The sequence below is a fragment of the Paenibacillus sp. LPE1-1-1.1 genome (assembly GCF_040676435.1).
GTDB lineage: Bacteria > Bacillota > Bacilli > Paenibacillales > Paenibacillaceae > Pristimantibacillus.
This window is the reverse complement of record NZ_JBEGHY010000044.1, coordinates 16,922-34,739: the sequence shown is the minus strand read 5'-3', so window position 1 is coordinate 34,739 and position 17,818 is coordinate 16,922. Positions and strand designations below refer to the sequence as shown.

Annotated in this window: 14 protein-coding genes; 12 read left to right on the top strand and 2 right to left on the bottom strand. The window is 50.9% G+C overall.

The features are described 5' to 3' along the window. The first annotated feature begins 29 nt into the window (after positions 1–29). Genes argJ through argH form a run of 6 tightly spaced genes read left to right on the top strand, consistent with a single transcriptional unit; the run spans position 30 to position 7,041 of the window. On the top strand, positions 30–1,271 hold the full coding sequence (gene argJ, locus MRBLPE1_RS26890; protein WP_364151630.1) for a bifunctional ornithine acetyltransferase/N-acetylglutamate synthase: 1,242 nt from the start codon (positions 30–32) through the stop codon (positions 1,269–1,271). Positions 1,272–1,321: 50 nt separating this feature from the next. After that, the gene (gene argB, locus MRBLPE1_RS26885) at positions 1,322–2,107 is read left to right on the top strand and encodes an acetylglutamate kinase (protein WP_364152720.1); all 786 of its coding nucleotides are present in this window, start codon (positions 1,322–1,324) and stop codon (positions 2,105–2,107) included. A 5-nt stretch (positions 2,108–2,112) separates the two neighbouring features. Continuing rightward, positions 2,113–3,315 carry an acetylornithine transaminase gene (locus MRBLPE1_RS26880; protein WP_364151628.1) on the top strand — a complete coding sequence of 401 codons (1,203 nt, stop codon included), beginning with the start codon at positions 2,113–2,115 and terminating at the stop codon, positions 3,313–3,315. 44 nt (positions 3,316–3,359) lie between these two features. After that, positions 3,360–4,319, top strand: a complete 960-nt coding sequence (gene argF / locus MRBLPE1_RS26875) for an ornithine carbamoyltransferase (RefSeq protein ID WP_364151626.1) — start codon at positions 3,360–3,362, stop codon at positions 4,317–4,319. A gap of 50 nt (positions 4,320–4,369) precedes the next feature. Continuing rightward, positions 4,370–5,599, top strand: coding sequence for an argininosuccinate synthase (locus tag MRBLPE1_RS26870; RefSeq protein WP_364151622.1), 1,230 nt, complete (start codon positions 4,370–4,372; stop codon positions 5,597–5,599). Positions 5,600–5,625: 26 nt separating this feature from the next. Further along, positions 5,626–7,041, top strand: a complete 1,416-nt coding sequence (gene argH, locus MRBLPE1_RS26865; RefSeq protein ID WP_364151619.1) for an argininosuccinate lyase — start codon at positions 5,626–5,628, stop codon at positions 7,039–7,041. Positions 7,042–7,146: 105 nt separating this feature from the next. Here argH and MRBLPE1_RS26860 read toward each other — a convergent pair whose 3' ends face one another. Then, entirely contained in the window at positions 7,147–8,598 is a 1,452-nt protein-coding gene (locus MRBLPE1_RS26860; protein ID WP_364151616.1) for a VanW family protein, read from the bottom strand. Between the two features lie 203 nt (positions 8,599–8,801). Between MRBLPE1_RS26860 and ftsE the strand changes: the two genes are divergently transcribed. The 5 genes from ftsE (at position 8,802) to MRBLPE1_RS26835 (ending at position 14,708) form a co-directional block, all read left to right on the top strand. Further along, entirely contained in the window at positions 8,802–9,488 is a 687-nt protein-coding gene (ftsE, locus tag MRBLPE1_RS26855; RefSeq protein ID WP_364151614.1) for a cell division ATP-binding protein FtsE, read from the top strand. Next, a complete protein-coding gene (gene ftsX / locus MRBLPE1_RS26850; protein ID WP_364151611.1) occupies positions 9,478–10,395 on the top strand; it encodes a permease-like cell division protein FtsX in 918 nt (305 codons plus the stop codon). The genes ftsE and ftsX overlap by 11 nt, the downstream gene beginning before the upstream one ends. A gap of 12 nt (positions 10,396–10,407) precedes the next feature. After that, complete coding sequence (locus tag MRBLPE1_RS26845) at positions 10,408–11,667, top strand: murein hydrolase activator EnvC family protein (protein ID WP_364151608.1); 1,260 nt, start codon at positions 10,408–10,410, stop codon at positions 11,665–11,667. 181 nt (positions 11,668–11,848) lie between these two features. Further along, positions 11,849–13,306, top strand: a complete 1,458-nt coding sequence (locus MRBLPE1_RS26840) for a S41 family peptidase (RefSeq protein ID WP_364151605.1) — start codon at positions 11,849–11,851, stop codon at positions 13,304–13,306. 106 nt (positions 13,307–13,412) lie between these two features. After that, entirely contained in the window at positions 13,413–14,708 is a 1,296-nt protein-coding gene (locus MRBLPE1_RS26835; RefSeq protein ID WP_364151602.1) for a PDZ domain-containing protein, read from the top strand. Positions 14,709–14,777: 69 nt separating this feature from the next. Here MRBLPE1_RS26835 and MRBLPE1_RS26830 read toward each other — a convergent pair whose 3' ends face one another. Continuing rightward, on the bottom strand, positions 14,778–15,584 hold the full coding sequence (locus tag MRBLPE1_RS26830; protein WP_364151599.1) for an SdrD B-like domain-containing protein: 807 nt from the start codon (positions 15,582–15,584) through the stop codon (positions 14,778–14,780). A gap of 217 nt (positions 15,585–15,801) precedes the next feature. Between MRBLPE1_RS26830 and uvrB the strand changes: the two genes are divergently transcribed. Beyond that, positions 15,802–17,802 carry an excinuclease ABC subunit UvrB gene (uvrB, locus tag MRBLPE1_RS26825; RefSeq protein WP_364151596.1) on the top strand — a complete coding sequence of 667 codons (2,001 nt, stop codon included), beginning with the start codon at positions 15,802–15,804 and terminating at the stop codon, positions 17,800–17,802. Positions 17,803–17,818: the final 16 nt, after the last annotated feature.

Below are 17,818 nucleotides of genomic sequence, written 5' to 3'. Positions count from 1 at the left end.
CATACAGGTGAAGGAGAAACGATTTTACGATGGGACAGGATCATACAACAGCTTTGTTCTCGGTCGTCGAGGACGGCTCGATCACAACGCCTCAGGGCTTTACGGCAGGCGGACTGCACTGCGGTCTCAAGAAAACGACGCGCCATGACCTTGGCGCAATTGTATGCGAGGTTCCGGCCTCGGCAGCAGGCGTTTATACGACGAATGTTTTTCAAGCCGCTCCGCTTCAAGTTACGCGCGAGAGTATCGCCTCAGGCGGCGTGCTGCGCGCCGTGCTTGTAAACAGCGGCAATGCCAATGCATGCACGGGCAAGCAAGGCGAAGCGGACGCTTACGAGATGAGGTCCAGATTCGCGGAATCCATCGGGGTGTCGGCGGATCATGTTGCGGTTGCGTCAACGGGCGTTATCGGCGAGCTGCTCAAGATGGACAAAGTAAGAAACGGCATCGATGGTCTTCCGGCTAAGCTGGGCGGCGATCGCACGGGCGCGGATGATTTTTGCCAAGCGATACTGACAACGGATTTAGTTCAAAAAATGGTATGCGTAGAGCTTGAGCTGGACGGCAAACGCGTATACGTAGCCGGTGCGGCCAAAGGCTCGGGCATGATTCATCCGAATATGGCGACCATGCTTGGCTTTGTAACGACGGATGCGGCTATCGGCAGCGACGCGCTACAGCAATTGCTTCGCCAATCGACGGATTTGACGTTCAATATGATAACGGTTGACGGCGATACGAGCACGAACGATATGCTCGTTGCTATGGCGAGCGGACTTGCGGGCAATAAAGAGCTGACGCCGGAGCATGAGGGCTGGGCAGCTTATGCGGCTGCGATCCGCCATGTGTGCGAGGTGCTGGCGAAGGCGATAGCACGCGACGGAGAAGGCGCAACCAAGCTTGTTGAGGTACAGGTAAACGGAGCGGTCAGCGATGATTCCGCGCAAGCGATTGCGAAGACGGTTATCGGATCGTCGCTCGTGAAGTCTGCCGTATTCGGAGCCGACGCGAACTGGGGCCGTATTATTGCGGCGGTAGGCCGTGCAGGCCAGCCGGTTAATCCGGAGACGGTAGATATCCGGTTGGGTGATATTTTAACGTTAGAGCAATCTCGTCCCGTTGGATTTGATGAAGAGGCTGCCTTGGAATATTTAAAAGGCGATACGGTCGTCATTCGTGTTGACCTACATAACGGTGATGGGCAGGCAACGGCATGGGGCTGCGATTTAACCTATGACTATGTCCGCATTAATGCGGCATATCGCACATAAGCAAAGTGACGCTTGGAGGGTATGATTCAGTGACGGAGCAACGATTTGTGATGAAATGCGGAGGCAGCACGCTTGCGGCGCTTCCGAACAGCTTCTTTGATGAGCTGCGCGAACTGCAGCTTGCGGGCATTCTTCCGGTTATCGTGCATGGCGGCGGACCTGCTATATCGGAGACGCTCGGCAAGCTGGGCATCGAGACCGGATTCGTGAATGGCTTGCGTATTACGAATGATGCTGTTCTTGATGTGGTTGAGATGGTGCTTGCGGGACGTATCAACAAAGAAATCGTACGTAAGATTCAAATCAATGGCGCGAAAGCACTTGGTTTATCCGGCGTTGACGGCATGCTCATTCAAGCCCGGCCGGTTTCGAATGCGGCAGAGATCGGTTTCGTTGGTGACGTCACAGACGTGAACGCGGCGATTATAGAGGGCGTCATGGGAATGGGTTATATTCCGGTCATTGCCCCAATCGGGATTGACGATCAAGGCCAGCGCTACAATATCAATGCGGATACGGCGGCAGGCGCTGTCGCATCCCATCTTGGCGTAGAGCGCATGATTGTCGTGACGGATGTTCCGGGTATTTTGAAAACGGCCGATGGAGAGAAACGGGTGCTTCCTGTCGTTTCCGTGGCCGAAATCGAAGAGATGATCGCGAGCGGTGAAATTTACGGCGGCATGATTCCGAAAGTGCGCGCTGCGATACAGTGCATTCAAGGGCGCGTGCGTGAGGTTGTCATTGTAAGCGGCGAAGAGCCGGGAGTATTGACCAGGGCAGTCCGCGAGGGCGGCGTCGGTACTCGGATTGTTCAGACGAACGAAGGGCGGGTGTAGGGTCGATGAGTGAGACAAATACAGCGGCTGCTGTTGACCAATCTTTATTTCCTACCTATGCAAGGTATCCAATCGCGCTGGTGAAGGGCGAAGGAAGCTGGCTGTGGGATGACAAAGGAAATAAATACCTAGATTTCATGAGCGGTATTGCCGTTACGAATCTCGGGCATGCTCCTAAACAAATCAAAGCGGCTTTAATCAAGCAGCTGGATGAGCTGTGGCATGTATCTAATTTGTTTCATATTCCGAACCAAGCGGATGCAGGCAAGCTTATTACCGATAACAGCTGCGCGGATGCCGTTTTTTTCTGCAATTCGGGCGCCGAGGCGAACGAAGCGGCAATAAAGCTAGCACGTCGTTATAATCAGAAGGTGCTGAATAACGGCCGTTTTGAAATCATTACCTTCGAGCAATCCTTTCATGGCCGGACGCTTGCGACGCTGACGGCAACGGGCCAAGCCAAGGTAAAGGAAGGCTTTGCGCCGCTGCCTGAAGGCTTTAAGACCATCCCATTGAACGACCTGGCTGCACTGGAAGCTGCGATCTCTGATCAGACCGCAGCGATTATGCTGGAGATGGTTCAAGCGGAAGGCGGTATTAATCCCGTCGATCCCGAATACCTGAAGGGGCTTGTCGCTTTGTGCGAGAAGCACGGCATTCTGCTTATCGCGGATGAGATCCAAACCGGAATGGGACGCACAGGCAAGCTGTTCGCATATGAGCATTACGGCATTGAGCCTGACATTTTCACCATGGCCAAAGGTCTCGGAAGCGGCTTCCCGGTCGGCGCTATGGCAGCGAAGGAGAAGCTTCGCGAAGGCTTTACCGCAGGCAGTCATGGATCGACGTTCGGAGGAACTCCAATCGCGACAGCCGTTGTGAAGGCGACGCTTGAGACGATTGTGGGAGAAGGTCTCTCTGAGCGTGCTGCGCAAAAGGGGAGCTACTTGATTTCGCAGCTTCGCGAGAAGCTGGCAGGCAATGCTTTTGTGAAAGAGGTGCGCGGCCTTGGCCTGCTCGTAGGTATCGAATGCGCGGAGCCGATTGCCGAAATTTTGAACCAAGCGCAGGAGCGCGGACTGATCGTCATTTCGGCAGGACCGAATGTCATTCGCCTGCTGCCTAATTTGTTAGTTACGGATGAAGAAATCGATACGGCAGTTTCGCTTTTGGCAGAACTGTTGGAAGAGAAGCGGCCCGTCGTTTAATAAGATAAGCATGCAGATTGTTTGAACCTGAAGGAGGGCTTACCATGCAAGGAACTGTAAACGAGGAATTGGCGCAAAGCTTGAAGGGGCGCGACTTTCTAATGCTGGTTGATTTCAAGCCGGAGGAAATCCGTTACTTGATCGACCTCGCCATTGACCTGAAGCAAAAACAAAAAGCAGGCGAAACCCATCATGTGCTCAAAGGAAAAACGCTCGGGATGATTTTTGAGAAATCGTCGACGCGTACGCGTGTTTCTTTTGAAGTGGGCATGTACCAGCTTGGCGGACAAGGTCTATTCCTTAGCGGAAATGACCTTCAAATCGGCCGCGGCGAGACGATCTGGGATACAGCTCAGACGCTGTCCCGCTACCTCGACGGTATTATGATTCGTACATTCGCGCACCGTAAAGTAGTTGAGCTTGCCCGCGGGGCGACGATTCCGGTTATTAACGGTTTGACGGATCTTTCGCATCCTTGCCAAGCCCTAGCGGATTACCAAACCATTCTTGAGCAAAAGGGCCGTCTGGAAGGCTTGAAAATCGCATACATCGGCGATGGCAATAACATGACGCATTCCCTGCTCATGGGTGCTGCTAAGCTTGGTCTTCATATGTCGGTTGCGACGCCTGAAGGCTATGAGCCGGATGCGGATATCATTCAGCAAACGAAGGATCATGCCGCTGAGACGGGCTCGAAAATTCATATTTGCCGCGATCCGAAGGAAGCGATTTCCGATGCGGATATCGTATACACTGACGTGTGGGCGAGTATGGGGCAGGAAGCGGAGCAGAAGGAACGCGAGGTTGCTTTTGCCGCTTATCAGGTGAACGAGGCGTTAACGAAATACGCGAAAAAGGATTACCTCTTTATGCACTGCTTGCCGGCTCACCGCGGCGAAGAAGTGAGCGAAGGCGTAATCGACGGCGACAGCTCCATTATTTTTGACCAGGCGGAAAACCGTCTCCATGCGCAAAAAGCGATCATGGCTGCAATTATGTCCTAGCTTAACCGCTTAACGATATGAATTCATTCGAAGGGAAGTAAAATACTACTATGGCAAAAGAAAAAATCGTGCTCGCCTATTCAGGCGGCCTGGATACATCGGTTATCCTCAAATGGTTGAAAGAAACATATGACGCTGAAATTATCGCATTCACGGCTGATATCGGCCAAAAGGACGAGCTTGACGGCTTGGAAGCCAAAGCACTCGCTACCGGCGCTTCCAAAGTGTACATTGACGATCTTCGCGATGAGTTCGCAAAGGACTTTATCTATCCGATGTTCCAAGCAGGAACGCTGTATGAAGGCCAATACCTGCTCGGCACCTCGATTGCCCGCCCGCTTATCGCAAAGCGTATGGTTGATATCGCACGCGCGGAAGGCGCGGCTTATATCGCGCATGGCGCAACAGGCAAAGGCAACGACCAAGTTCGTTTCGAGCTAACTGCTGCCGCGCTTGCTCCGGAGATCGGCGTTATTGCTCCTTGGAGACTTGAAGCATTCCGCGAGGAATTCCCGGGCCGTGCCGAAATGATCGCATACGCGGAAAAACACAACATTCCGGTTACCGCATCCGCTGCGAAGCCGTATTCGACCGACCGCAACCTGCTGCATATCAGCTTTGAGAGCGGCATGCTCGAAGACCCTTGGTTTGATCCAAGCTCCGAAGAGAACGAGAGCATGTATGTGCTGAGCGTATCTCCAGAGAACGCGCCGGATAAAGCCGAATATGTCGAGCTTACTTTTGCGGAAGGCAATTGTACGGCAATTAACGGCAAGGAGCTCAGCCCGCTTGAGGTTATGGATACGCTCAACGAGCTTGGCGGCAAGCACGGCATTGGACGTGTTGACATGGTAGAAAACCGTTTCGTCGGCATGAAGAGCCGCGGCGTATATGAAACACCGGGCGGAACGATCCTGTTCACCGCTCACCGCAAAATGGAATCCTTGACCATGGACCGCGAGGTTATGCATCTTCGCGACTCCTTGATTGCAAAATACAGCCAGCTTGTTTATAACGGCTTCTGGTTTGCGCCAGAACGTCTTGCTCTGCAAGCATTGGTATCGGAATCGCAAAAGAACGTAAGCGGCGTTGTTCGCTTGAAGCTTTACAAAGGAAACGTTATCGGAGCAGGCGTGCAAAGCCCTGTTAGCTTATACAATCCTGACATTGCAACGATGGAAGCAGATCCGTCCAAAGCGTACGACCAAGGCGATGCGACAGGCTTCATCCGTCTGAACGCTTTGCGTCTGAAGGTATCCTCTGCTGTCAGCAATAAATAAGGTTTACAAGGGAGTGTAACGAACCAGTGAGTAAATTATGGGGCGGCCGTTTTACGAAAAAAACGGACCAATTGGTAGAGGAATACACAGCTTCGATCATGTTTGACAAGGAGCTGGCCGAAGAAGATATTCAAGGCAGCCTGGCGCATGTAACGATGCTGGGCAAGCAGGGAATTCTTCCAGCCGATGACGTAGAGAAGATCAAGGACGGCTTACACCGCGTCCTGCAACGCATTAAACGCGACGATATTGAATTCTCCATCGGCGACGAGGATATTCATATGAATATCGAGAAGACGCTGATTGATGATGTAGGCTCCGTAGGCGGCAAGCTGCACACGGGACGCAGCCGGAATGACCAAGTAGCGACGGATATGCATTTGTGGCTCCGCAAGCGCGTGGTGGAGTTTGTTGATATGCTTTACAAGCTCCAGTCTGCGCTTATTGGGCAAGCGAAAGCGAATATTGACACGATTGTGCCGGGCTATACGCATTTGCAGCGCGCGCAGCCGATTTTATTCGCTCATCATTTGATGGCGTACGTATCGATGTTCGGACGTGATATTGAACGTCTGCAGGACAGCTACAAGCGCATCAATGTGCTTCCGCTTGGAGCGGGCGCTCTCGCGGGGACAACGTTCCCGATCGACCGCCATTTCGTAGCCAGCCAACTGAAATTCGACCGTGTGTATGAGAACAGCCTGGATGCGGTCAGCGACCGCGACTTTATTGTTGAGTTCCTAGCTGACGCCTCAATCATCATGATGCATTTATCGCGTTTAAGCGAAGAACTCATTCTATGGTCGAGCACGGAATTTCATTTTGTTGAGCTGGATGATGCTTTCTGTACGGGAAGCAGCATTATGCCGCAAAAGAAAAATCCGGATGTGCCCGAGCTTGTTCGCGGCAAAACCGGACGCGTATACGGGGACCTTGTCGGCTTGCTGACGGTGCTCAAATCGCTGCCTCTTGCCTATAACAAGGATATGCAGGAAGACAAAGAAGGCATGTTCGACACCGTGAAGACGCTGCAAGGCGCGCTTCAGTTGTTCGCTCCGATGATCGCGACAATGAAGGTGAACAAGGAACGCATGCGTCAAGCGGTCAATCAGGATTTCTCGAACGCAACGGATATTGCCGACTTCCTCGTTGGCAAAGGCCTGCCTTTCCGCCAAGCGCATGAGGTGATCGGCAAAACGGTATTGTATTGCATCGAGCAAAACAAATACCTGCTGGATCTTACGCTGGAGGAATTCAAGCAGTTCTCGTCGCTGTTCGACGATCGTATCTATGCGGTGCTTCAGCCGGAGCAGGTCGTGAATGCGCGTAACGTTTACGGCGGTACGGCAAAAACGCAGGTACAGGATGCAATTGGGCGCGCTGAGCTTGCGCTGGAGCAAACGGCCGCATGGGTTACCGAGTATTTAGAACGCAGCAGATAAGTAAATTCGCCTTTACTGGCGTTGCCAATAGAAAAGCAGTTCAGTTAACAGCCTTAGCAGGCTGATGGCTGAACTGCTTTTTTTGCTCTGAAAAACACTTGCTAATTAAATGCCATCCTCCAGCAACGGCTCCGTTGTTTCTGGCGTAGGAGTCGGCGTAGCCGACGGGCCGCTCGCGCCTTTATGCGGACCTACCTCGATAACGGTAGGCTGCGCCTTGTAAGTATCGTGGGAGACGCGGTCTCTCGACACGACTTTTCCGTCAAGCAAATGCGTACGGTAAGTTTCGACAACAAAGCCTTGCTTGCCTGATTCGACGGTAACCTTTTGGCCAGGAGATAAGTTAGGATTGCTTCTCTCCTGAACGGAGGGTTCAAGCGTCCTGAGCGTAACGGACTCAATATCGTACCGTTCATCTGCGTCCATCGTACCGAACAGCTTGACGGTAAGCGTGCGGTTCTCCACGACGGTGCGGATTATGAGATGTTTACCTGTCGTATTTTTGAAACGGAAATTAATCGCTCCTCCCGCGTAAGTAGCGTCCTGCCCGATAGGCAAGTAGGCTACAGGCAGGGAGTGGTTGCGGCGTTCCACGATCTCTAAGCCGGCTCGCAGCGCCGCGTTATAAAGGGTGCTCGATACCTGGCATATCCCGCCCCCAATGCCCGGTACGAGTTTCCCATTCAAAATAACCGGGGCTTCGCGGTAGTCGTAAAGCTCTTCAGCCTTCTCGATCAGCTTGTTGTAGTCGAATATTTCATTGGGAGCGAGTTCCCAATCGTTTAGCGCCTCCGCCGTGACGGTAACATTATAGGCGCGTCCTTCCGCGCTCGTCTTGAAAGCGGTGGAAAACTCAAGGATTTTGCGCTCGATTCCTTCCTCTTTCAACTTCTCAAGCGTGAGCTCGGGATGAATGGCGGTAATGGGGAGCGAAGCCGTAAAAGCTTTCTCTACCGGAGCTCCGATTTGTTCCTTCTCAAGAACAACCCATTTATCGACCTGATCCGTGAGCTCTCCCGTATCCAGGCGGTAGGCATCAACATGAGGCTCGTAGATCACCTTATCGTCGTCGGTAATGGTACGTGTTGCGTTTTTGGTTTCGTTCTTTTCAATCCAGCTCCACTGCTTGCGGACAGCGGCATCAAAGGCCTCAGGCTTCCAGCTCTGCAAAAGCGCATACGATTTCCGGAATTGATACCGGTAGACAGCACGCTCCCATATATCTCCTTCGCCAAGCTTTGTTAAGGCTTCGCGTGCTTCATCGAATTTCGCCGTATAACCGAGCTCGGCAACGGTCCATTGCTTGCTGTCGTTCGCCGCAGCCGAAGCATGAATCGTTATCGTGCGCTGAAGCAATGATTTCTCGTATTGATCGAGCAGATCCAAGGCTTCCTGTACGGGCAGACCGCCGATTTGTATGCCTCCTGCATCCACCTGCTCAGGAACGGTTTTTTGAAGCGCGTAATTCCAGACAAAGCCCCAACCGACAGCTGCTAGAAGCAGCAGGGAGGCAATGACGATAATGCCAATGTGTATACGTTTGACGATACGAATCACTCCTTTCTGCGCGTTTAAAACAAGGCAGTCTTACATGTATATGCTGCATGCCTTGTAATTTTGTCTATAGCGCAGTCAGTGCCCGATTCGACAAATGAGTTTTAGATGAGATTTGTGAAAAATGAGGAAAGTCAGCTTCTTATGAAGGAATTCAGCACAAACTGTCGAAATAGTATTACTGACTATAAACAGGATGTGATGATGTGATTGAGATGCAAGACATATGGAAAACGTACACCGACGGAACGCATGCTTTAAGAGGCGTCTCTGTTCGTATAGATCGCAATGAGTTTGTTTATTTAGTAGGACCGTCAGGCGCAGGTAAATCGACATTTATGAAGTTGATTTATCGCGAGGAAGTACCGACAAAAGGCCAAATTTCAGTAAATGGATTCAATATCGGCAAGCTGAAGCCGCGTAAAATTCCGTTTGTTAGACGAAATATAGGCGTTATTTTTCAGGACTTTAGACTATTACCCAAATTAACGGTGTTTGAAAACGTCGCTTTCGCGATGGAAGTGATAGAAGCACCGACCCGTGTGATCAAGAGAAGGACGATGGAGGTGCTCGACCTCGTCGGTCTTAAGCATAAACATGCCAGTCTGCCCGCGCAGTTATCGGGCGGTGAACAGCAGAGGGTATCCATTGCGAGGGCGATCGTAAATAATCCTTCGGTCATTGTGGCGGACGAGCCTACGGGAAACTTGGATCCAGAGACGTCGCTCGGCATCATGAACCTGCTCGAAGAAATTAATTTCCGCGGCGCGACAATCGTAATGGCTACTCATAACCGGGATATCGTTAACTCCATGCGCAAACGCGTCATTGCAATCGAGAACGGCAATATCGTGCGTGACGAGGCAAGAGGGGAGTACGGCTATGAAGTTTAGAACCGTAACCCGGCACCTGCGGGAAGGCGCCAAAAACATTATTCGAAACGGATGGATGTCTTTCGCTTCGATGAGCTCTATTTTTATATCGCTGTTCATTCTCGGCATCTTTTTGTTAATGGCTTTGAACGTGAATCATATGGCTGCGCAGATCGAAAGCCAAGTGCAAATTCGGGTGTTCCTTCAATTAAACGTCGATAAAGCGAAGATTACGGAGCTTCAGAACAAAATCGGCAATCTTACTGAAGTGAAAAAAGTAACGTTTGTGTCCAAAGCAGAGGGACTGGAGCTGCTGCGTAAAAATTTGGGTGAAGATAACAAAGATTTATTGGATGGTTACGAAAAAGAAAAAAATCCGCTGCCGGATTCGTTCACGGTAGAGGTTTATGATCCGCAATCGATCGAGGCTGCAGCGAAGCAGATCGAAGCAATCAATAAAGCAGATGAGCTTGTGCCGATTGCCAAAGTCAAATATGGGCAGGGCACCGTTGAGACATTGTTCAAAATTACAAACGCCGTCCGTTACGTAGGTATCGTCGTTGTCGTTGGTTTATCGGTAACGGCCATGTTCCTGATCTCAAACACAATTAAAATGACCATTATCGCCAGGAGACGGGAAATCGGCATCATGAAGCTGGTCGGAGCTACGAATTCATTTATTCGCTGGCCGTTTTTCATTGAAGGCGCCTTGATCGGAATCATTAGTTCAGTTATTACTACGATAGCCGTTTTGATCGGGTATTCGCAACTGGTAAAGATTACGCAAATGGAACTGTCGCTCATGATGATTAAGCTGGTTACTTTAGAGGAGTCCGGCCTGATGACTGCCGTGCTGCTTATCGGTCTTGGTACCATTATCGGTGTTTGGGGAAGTACGATTTCGATACGAAAGTATTTGAAAGTGTAGGTGGATACGTACGTGAAGAAGAGGAAATGGCTATTATTTGTCGCAATGATGATGCTTACGGTATTTGTTTTACAGCCAACTGGAGGAGAGGCAGCTTCTCTTAGCAATATCAAGAAACAGATTGCAGCTGCGAAAGCGGAGATGCGGGCAGCGGAGCAGCGGGCCGCCAAAGCAGAGCGGGAAGCAGCCAGCGTGCATCAGCAGGCAGCATCGGCAAAGAACGAGAAGGTCGATATTGAAGGCAAGAAAACGGAAGCGGAAGCATCCATTGCTAACCTGATGGCAGAAATCGACAATGTCGTCATCAACAAAACAAAAACGCAAGCGCAAAGCGACGCAAAGGAAGAGGAACTGCTGCAAACCGGGCTTGAGCTCGAGCAGGCCGAAGAACGCGTTAAGACGCGCGACGAGCTTTTGCAGTCACGTATGCGCCTTATGTATACGAACGGATTCGTTTCCTATATGGACGTGCTGTTAAGCGCGACAAGCTTTACTGATTTTGTCGATCGCTTTGATGCGCTTCAATCCATCTTGTCGCAGGACCGCGACATCCTTGCCGAGCAGAGAGCGGAAAAGGAGCTCGTCGCCCTTAAGAAGGTCGAGGTTGAAAAGCAGTTTGCCGAAGTAAAGGCGATTTACGCGAAGCTGGAGCTGTATGAAGCACATTTGGTAAAAAAGGAACAAGAAAAAGAAATCATGATCGCTAGTTACAACAGCAATATCAAACAGCTTAACAGAGAGCTGCAGCAGATCGACAGCACCTTGGAAGAGCTTGAAGGAATAAGCGAGGAGCAGGAAGCTCTGCTTATGGAGCTCGCTGCGAAAGTATCTAAGCTGAACGCCGAGAAAAATAGAATTTCAAATCCTTATTCCGGCGGCAAGCTTGGCATGCCGATTAAGGATAATTATCGGATCAGCTCGAACTTTGGCACGAGGGTTCATCCGATTACCGGCAAAAGGCATACGCATACGGGGATGGATTTTGCCGCTCCGCAGGGTACTGATATTTTTGCGGCGGAGGATGGCGTCGTGCTAGTCGCGCAAACATGGAGCAGCTATGGCAATTGCGTCATTATCGACCATGGTAACGGCATCTGGACGCTTTACGGACATATCCGCAATGGCGGCATTAAAGTCGAGAAGGGCGAGACGGTCAAAAAAGGCCAAAAAATTGCCGAAGTTGGCAGCACGGGCAACTCGACTGGACCGCATTTGCATTTTGAAGTGCGCAAAAACCAAACGCCGGTTAATCCAAGCAGCTATCTAAAATAGGCAATCATTCATAACCTACTTCCAGAGGCAGCCCATGTGGCTGCCTTGTTTGAAATCTAACAATCCATAAACACGAAATGATCATCTTTACCGGTTGAGACAAATAATTGTAAGCGGGTTGTCATATACTAGGGTGGTCTTAAATCTAAGACCGTGGAAGATGAGAAGGTGGTGTAGACAGGTGCATTTCAAAGGACGCACTGTATTCGCGTTCGTTATGCTAACGATGATAGCGTCCGTACTCGTTACGCTGACGATAGCGGATCAAATGATTAAGCCCGATAATCACTCGGTGCCTGCACTCTCGGCAGCGGCAGCCGAAGAGGGCGAGCGATTCAGGCTGAAAGAAGAAGAGCTGACAAAGCTTAACGCGGTATTAGAATTAATCGAAACAAAATATTATCAAAAGGTTGATCGCCATGAGCTGCTTGACGGCGCCGTGAGCGGAATGATGTCTTCTCTCGATGATCCTTACTCCGTCTATATGGAGAAAGACGTCGCGCAGCATTTCTCGGAATCGATTGAGGGCTCATTCACGGGTATCGGGGCTGAGGTAACACTTGAAAACGGACGCATCGTTGTCGTGTCCCCGATCAAGGGTTCGCCGGCGGAACGTTCCGGTTTATTGGCAAAGGACGTGCTGCTGTCGGTGAACGGCGACAAGCTTGACGGCTTGAACTTACAGGATGCCGTATCCAAAATCCGTGGTCCAAAAGGGACGAAAGCAAAAATCCAGGTGCAGCGGGCAGGCTTCTCGGAGCCGATACAGCTCGTACTCATCCGCGATGATATCGATGTGGAAACTGTGTACGGCAGTCTGCGTCCCGACGGGACAGGCATCATTGAAATTAGGCAGTTTTCTTTGCATACGGCTGAGCGATTCAAGCAGGAGCTAGCTAAGCTGGAGGAGCAAGGAATGAAGGGCCTTGTATTGGATGTGCGAAACAATCCGGGCGGCGTGCTGCCGGTTGTCGTCGAGATCGCACAAACCTTTTTGCCCAAGGGCGCGACGGTTGTGCAGGTGGAGGACCGGGAAGGGAATCGGGAGAAGACGCTGTCTGAGGGACAAAGCAAAGCGTATCCGATTGCGGTACTCATGAACAATGGCAGCGCAAGCGCATCTGAGATTTTAGCGGGCGCTTTGCAGGAAGGCGCGGGAGCGAAGCTGGTCGGCGAGACTTCATTCGGCAAGGGTACCGTACAGGTGAGTTATAATAAAGCGCTTGGAGACGGAAGCCTATTGAAGATGACCATTGCTAAATGGTTAACGCCAAAAGGCAATTGGATCCATGAGAATGGAATTAAGCCTGATATTACCGTTCAGCCGCCAGGTTTATATACGGTAGCCAGACTTGCGCTTGCCGAGACGCTGAAGCAGGATACACTGGGCGAGCAGGTGCGAAGCGTACAAATCATGCTGCGCGGGCTTGGTTACGATCCGAAGCGGGATGACGGTTATTTCGGAGCGGAAACGGCAGCAGCCGTTAAGAAATTCCAATCGGAGCACAGCTTGCCGGCTACGGGACAAGTCGATAAGCAAACCGGAGAGGTTCTTGAGAAAGCCGTTGTAAAATGGATTCAGGATGAGAAGAATGACACGCAGCTGCATGAAGCAATTAAAGCAGTAAGCAGGAAATAATAAAGCTTTGTCGAATGAATAAGAGGTTGACTCTGTTTAACGGAGTCGGCCTTTTATTTTTTTATGCCTAAAAAGGTAATGTGGAACGAGCGAAGGGGTGTTAGCTTTGGAAACGGCGATCGAGTTACTGGAAATGCTCGGCAAAGCGGCTGTCCAATTAGTTGCACAGCCATTTTATTATATTGCGGTGTTATTTATCGTTTTACAATATTCGAGGCAAATACGGATGGAACGGCAATTGTTTGCGGTTAAGCTGCATAATTGGCCCGGTTTGGTTTTGAAAGCCATGTTGGCGGGTTTGTTGATTGGCTTAGCCGTTTCCGTGGCAGGAGCGTTCGTTGGCGTCACATTAACCGGAACAGCGGTGCTTTGGCTGTGGGCGGTTGCGGCCATCCTCATGATCATACGGATTCGATATTTGTGTTTTGCGTACAGCGCGGGAATCATTACCCTTCTTCAGTGGCTGGCAGGATGGACGTCGCTGGACGAGAGGACAGATTGGCTCGGATCCATGGCTTCGTCGCTTGCAAGCATTGATGCGGCAGGGCTGCTTGTTTTGGTAGCGCTGCTTCATTTGGCGGAAGCCGTGCTTGTTCGGATGCAGGGCGACCGGCTGGCAACGCCGTTATTTCTTGAAGGAAAACGAGGCAAGCTGGTTGGCGGTTATATGCTGCAGGGCTTTTGGCCAGTCCCGCTTCTCATGTTAGTTCCTGCTAATGGAATCGAAGCTTCTACATCGGCGCTGCCATGGACGCCGCTATTTGGGGCAGATTGGTCGCAGGGATGGTCTTTCGTAGCTTTGCCCATGATCATCGGTTTTACGGAAATGACAAGATCGTTATTGCCCGGCGAAAAAGCAAAACATGCAGCCAAAGGGCTTCTACTGTACAGCATATGCTTAGCGGGTGCGGCTATTTTGGCTTGGTGGCAGCCCATGCTGCTGCCGCTTGCGGCATTGGCATCGCTGCTTCTGCACGAGGCGATTATTTGGCGAAGCCGTATCAGGGAAGCTGCCCGCTCTCCCTTGTATGTCAATGATTCGCGCGGCTTGCGGATACTCGGCATCGTGCCCGGCACGCCTGCTTCGGCAATGGGGCTCGTTCCGGGCGAGATTTTGCATAAGGTGAACGGAATGCGTGTAAGGACAAAAGAGGATCTGTACGAGGCGCTTGTTCAAAACTCCGCATTTTGCAAGCTAGAGGTACTGAATCTGGATGGCGAGCTGAAGTTTGCGCAGCGGGCGCGGTTTGCAGGTGAACATCATCAGCTGGGCGTGATTCTCGCCCCGGATGAACAGGCTAACTATTATGCCTCGGCTGGGCCCGCTTCCTTGCTGGAGCTTCTTCGGAGCTACCATGCCTCTAACCGGCGCGAGTCGCAGGTGGAGAGAGCGGACCGTTGATTTTATAAAGACGAATAGAAAAACAGACTGTACACGGACCCGGATCGGCCGTATACAGTCTGTTTTTTTTTAAGTTTTCTTGCGTTTGAAACGAAGTGCAACTCCTAGTAAGAGCAAGCTTAGGCCTAAAAGCTGCATGAGCAGGTAGCTTGGCTCCCCCGTTTTTGGAAGAGTAGGAATCGAAGGGGTAATGTTAATACCGCCTTGTGGAACCTCAACGTCAATCTCGAAGAAAATTTCTTCTTCATTTCCGTCTTGATCATTCACAATAATCGAGAACTTATCCTTTCCGGAGTAACCAGGGTTAGGCGTATAAACCCAATTGCCTTTGTCGTCGATGGTGACAGTACCGTTCTCCGGTTTGTCGCCGACGCTTGGCTTGCTGTCTATTGGAACCTCGACATGGCCGTCAATAGGTTTATCCTGTTCTGTCGTTTCAAGCTCTACAGGAGGTTTGCCTTCATCTGGCTTTGAGGGTTCGCTTGGTACGCTTGGTTCGCCTGGAACTTCAGGATTAGGAACTCCTGGTGTAACTGGCGGTAAAACAGGCGGCAGTACTGGTGGCAATACCGGTGGATTAGGAGCTGTATATAAGCCCAGATCAATGGTTAGATCCTCCCAGCCCAGAGGAGCATTCTCGCCAATGATTATCTCTTTGGTGTATTCACCTTTTAAAAGATGCTCAAACAGATAATAGCCTGGATTTCCATCTAGATCGTTAGCTGTTTTGGTTTGTTCAAGGAAGTTTCTATCCTTATCGAACAGCTTAACGATGACATCGTTAAACCCGCGTACAGCCGACTCGTCCTGCTTTCCGTTCACATTGCTGTCATACCAAACGTAATTACCGATTTTCCCCTTAGCAACCAGACCCAAATGGATCGTATGATTGATCCAGTTTGTTGATTAACCAATTACGATTTGCAGCTGAGCGTATTTTTTTTGAATTTTGAACATTGCGCCGCTTGACAGATAACGGTATAATATACGGGAACAAACATTCCTATTTTGAATTGTCATATGAAATGAAATTCCTATAATTGACTATACTGTTAAGATAATAATATTTGAACGACGGGGGTGGAGGTTAGGCGTGAGTGAGCTTACTAAGGAAACGAAGCTGTTTGAACTAAAGTCGGATTATACGCCGCAAGGGGACCAGCCGAAAGCGATCGAGCAGCTTTTGGAAGGAATAAAGGCCGGCAAGAGGCACCAGACACTGCTCGGCGCAACGGGTACAGGAAAGACATACACGGTTGCAAACATGATCGAGAAGCTAAATCGGCCAACGCTCGTCATCGCGCATAATAAGACGCTTGCTGCTCAGCTGTGCAGCGAGTTCAAAACTTTTTTTCCGGATAACGCGGTAGAATATTTCGTGAGCTATTATGATTACTATCAGCCGGAAGCTTACATCCCTTCAACCGATACCTTCATCGAGAAGGATTCAAGCATCAACGATGAAATCGATAAGCTGCGCCATTCAGCGACGAGCTCTCTGTTCGAACGCCGCGACGTTATCATTGTAGCCAGCGTGTCCTGTATTTACGGTCTCGGATCGCCGACGGAATACGGAGGCCTGGTGTTCTCGCTCCGTGTCGGGATGGAGAAGCCGCGCGATGTCATTTTGCACAAACTGGTCGATATCCAGTACCAACGCAACGATATCAGCTTTACGCGGGGAACGTTTCGCGTCCGCGGCGATATCGTCGAGATTTTCCCCGTGTCCAATAATGAACGGGCCATCCGCGTGGAACTGTTCGGAGACGAAATCGAACGGATATCGGAGATTGATGTGCTGACGGGTGAAATTGTAGGCGAACGCGAACATATTGCGATCTTTCCGGCGTCTCACTTCGTTACGAAAGAAGAAACAATGAAGGTAGCGCTCGTTAACATTGAGAGAGAGCTTGAGGAGCGTTTAACCGAGCTGCGCGAAGCAGGCAAGCTGCTGGAAGCGCAAAGGCTGGAGCAGCGGACGCGATACGATTTGGAAATGATGGCGGAAATGGGCTTTTGCTCGGGTATCGAGAACTATTCCGGACCGCTTACGTTTAGGGAGCGGGGAGCGACGCCTTATACGCTGCTGGATTATTTTCCGGACGACATGGTTATCGTCATCGATGAATCGCATGTCTCCCTGCCGCAAATCCGCGCCATGTACAACGGTGACCGCGCCAGGAAAGAGATGCTTGTCAATCATGGCTTCAGGCTTCCGTCAGCGATGGATAACCGGCCTCTCCGTTTCGAGGAATTTGAGGCGAAGGCGAAGCAGCTGGTTTATGTATCTGCAACGCCGGGCCCATACGAGATTGAACATACTGACAAAATGATCGAGCAAATCATACGGCCCACGGGTCTGATTGATCCGATCATAGACGTTCGCCCGACAAAAGGACAGATCGATGACCTCCTGAACGAAATCCGTGACCGGATTGCGAAGGATGAGCGGGTGCTGGTCACGACACTGACCAAGAAGATGTCGGAGGATTTGACCGATTATATGAAGGAGATAGGCATTAAGGTAAGATATCTCCATTCCGATATAAAGACGCTGGAGCGATTGGCTATTTTGCGGGATCTCAGGCTTGGCGTATTCCATGTGCTCATTGGAATCAACTTGCTCCGCGAAGGCTTGGATTTGCCGGAGGTGTCGCTGGTTACGATCCTCGATGCGGACAAAGAAGGGTTTCTGCGGTCCGACCGCGCGCTTATTCAAACGATCGGCCGCGCGGCGAGGAACAGCGAGGGCCGGGTCATTATGTACGGCGATAAAATAACCGATTCCATGGACCGCGCGATAAAAGAAACGGAACGCCGCCGCACGATACAGCTTGCCTATAACGAGAAGCATGGCGTTACGCCGCAAACGATACGCAAGAAAGTGCATGACGTCATTGAAGCGACGAAGGTTGCGGAGCAGAAGGCCGACTACTTGACTGGAGCCGGTGCGGGCAAGATGAACAAGAAGGAACGTCTGGCGCTTCTACAAAGGCTGGAGGCGGAAATGAAGGATGCAGCGAAAAATCTGCAGTTCGAACGTGCGGCGGAGCTTCGGGATGCGCTGCTTGAGCTGCGAGCCGAGATGGGCTAAGTAGGAGGAGAAACGA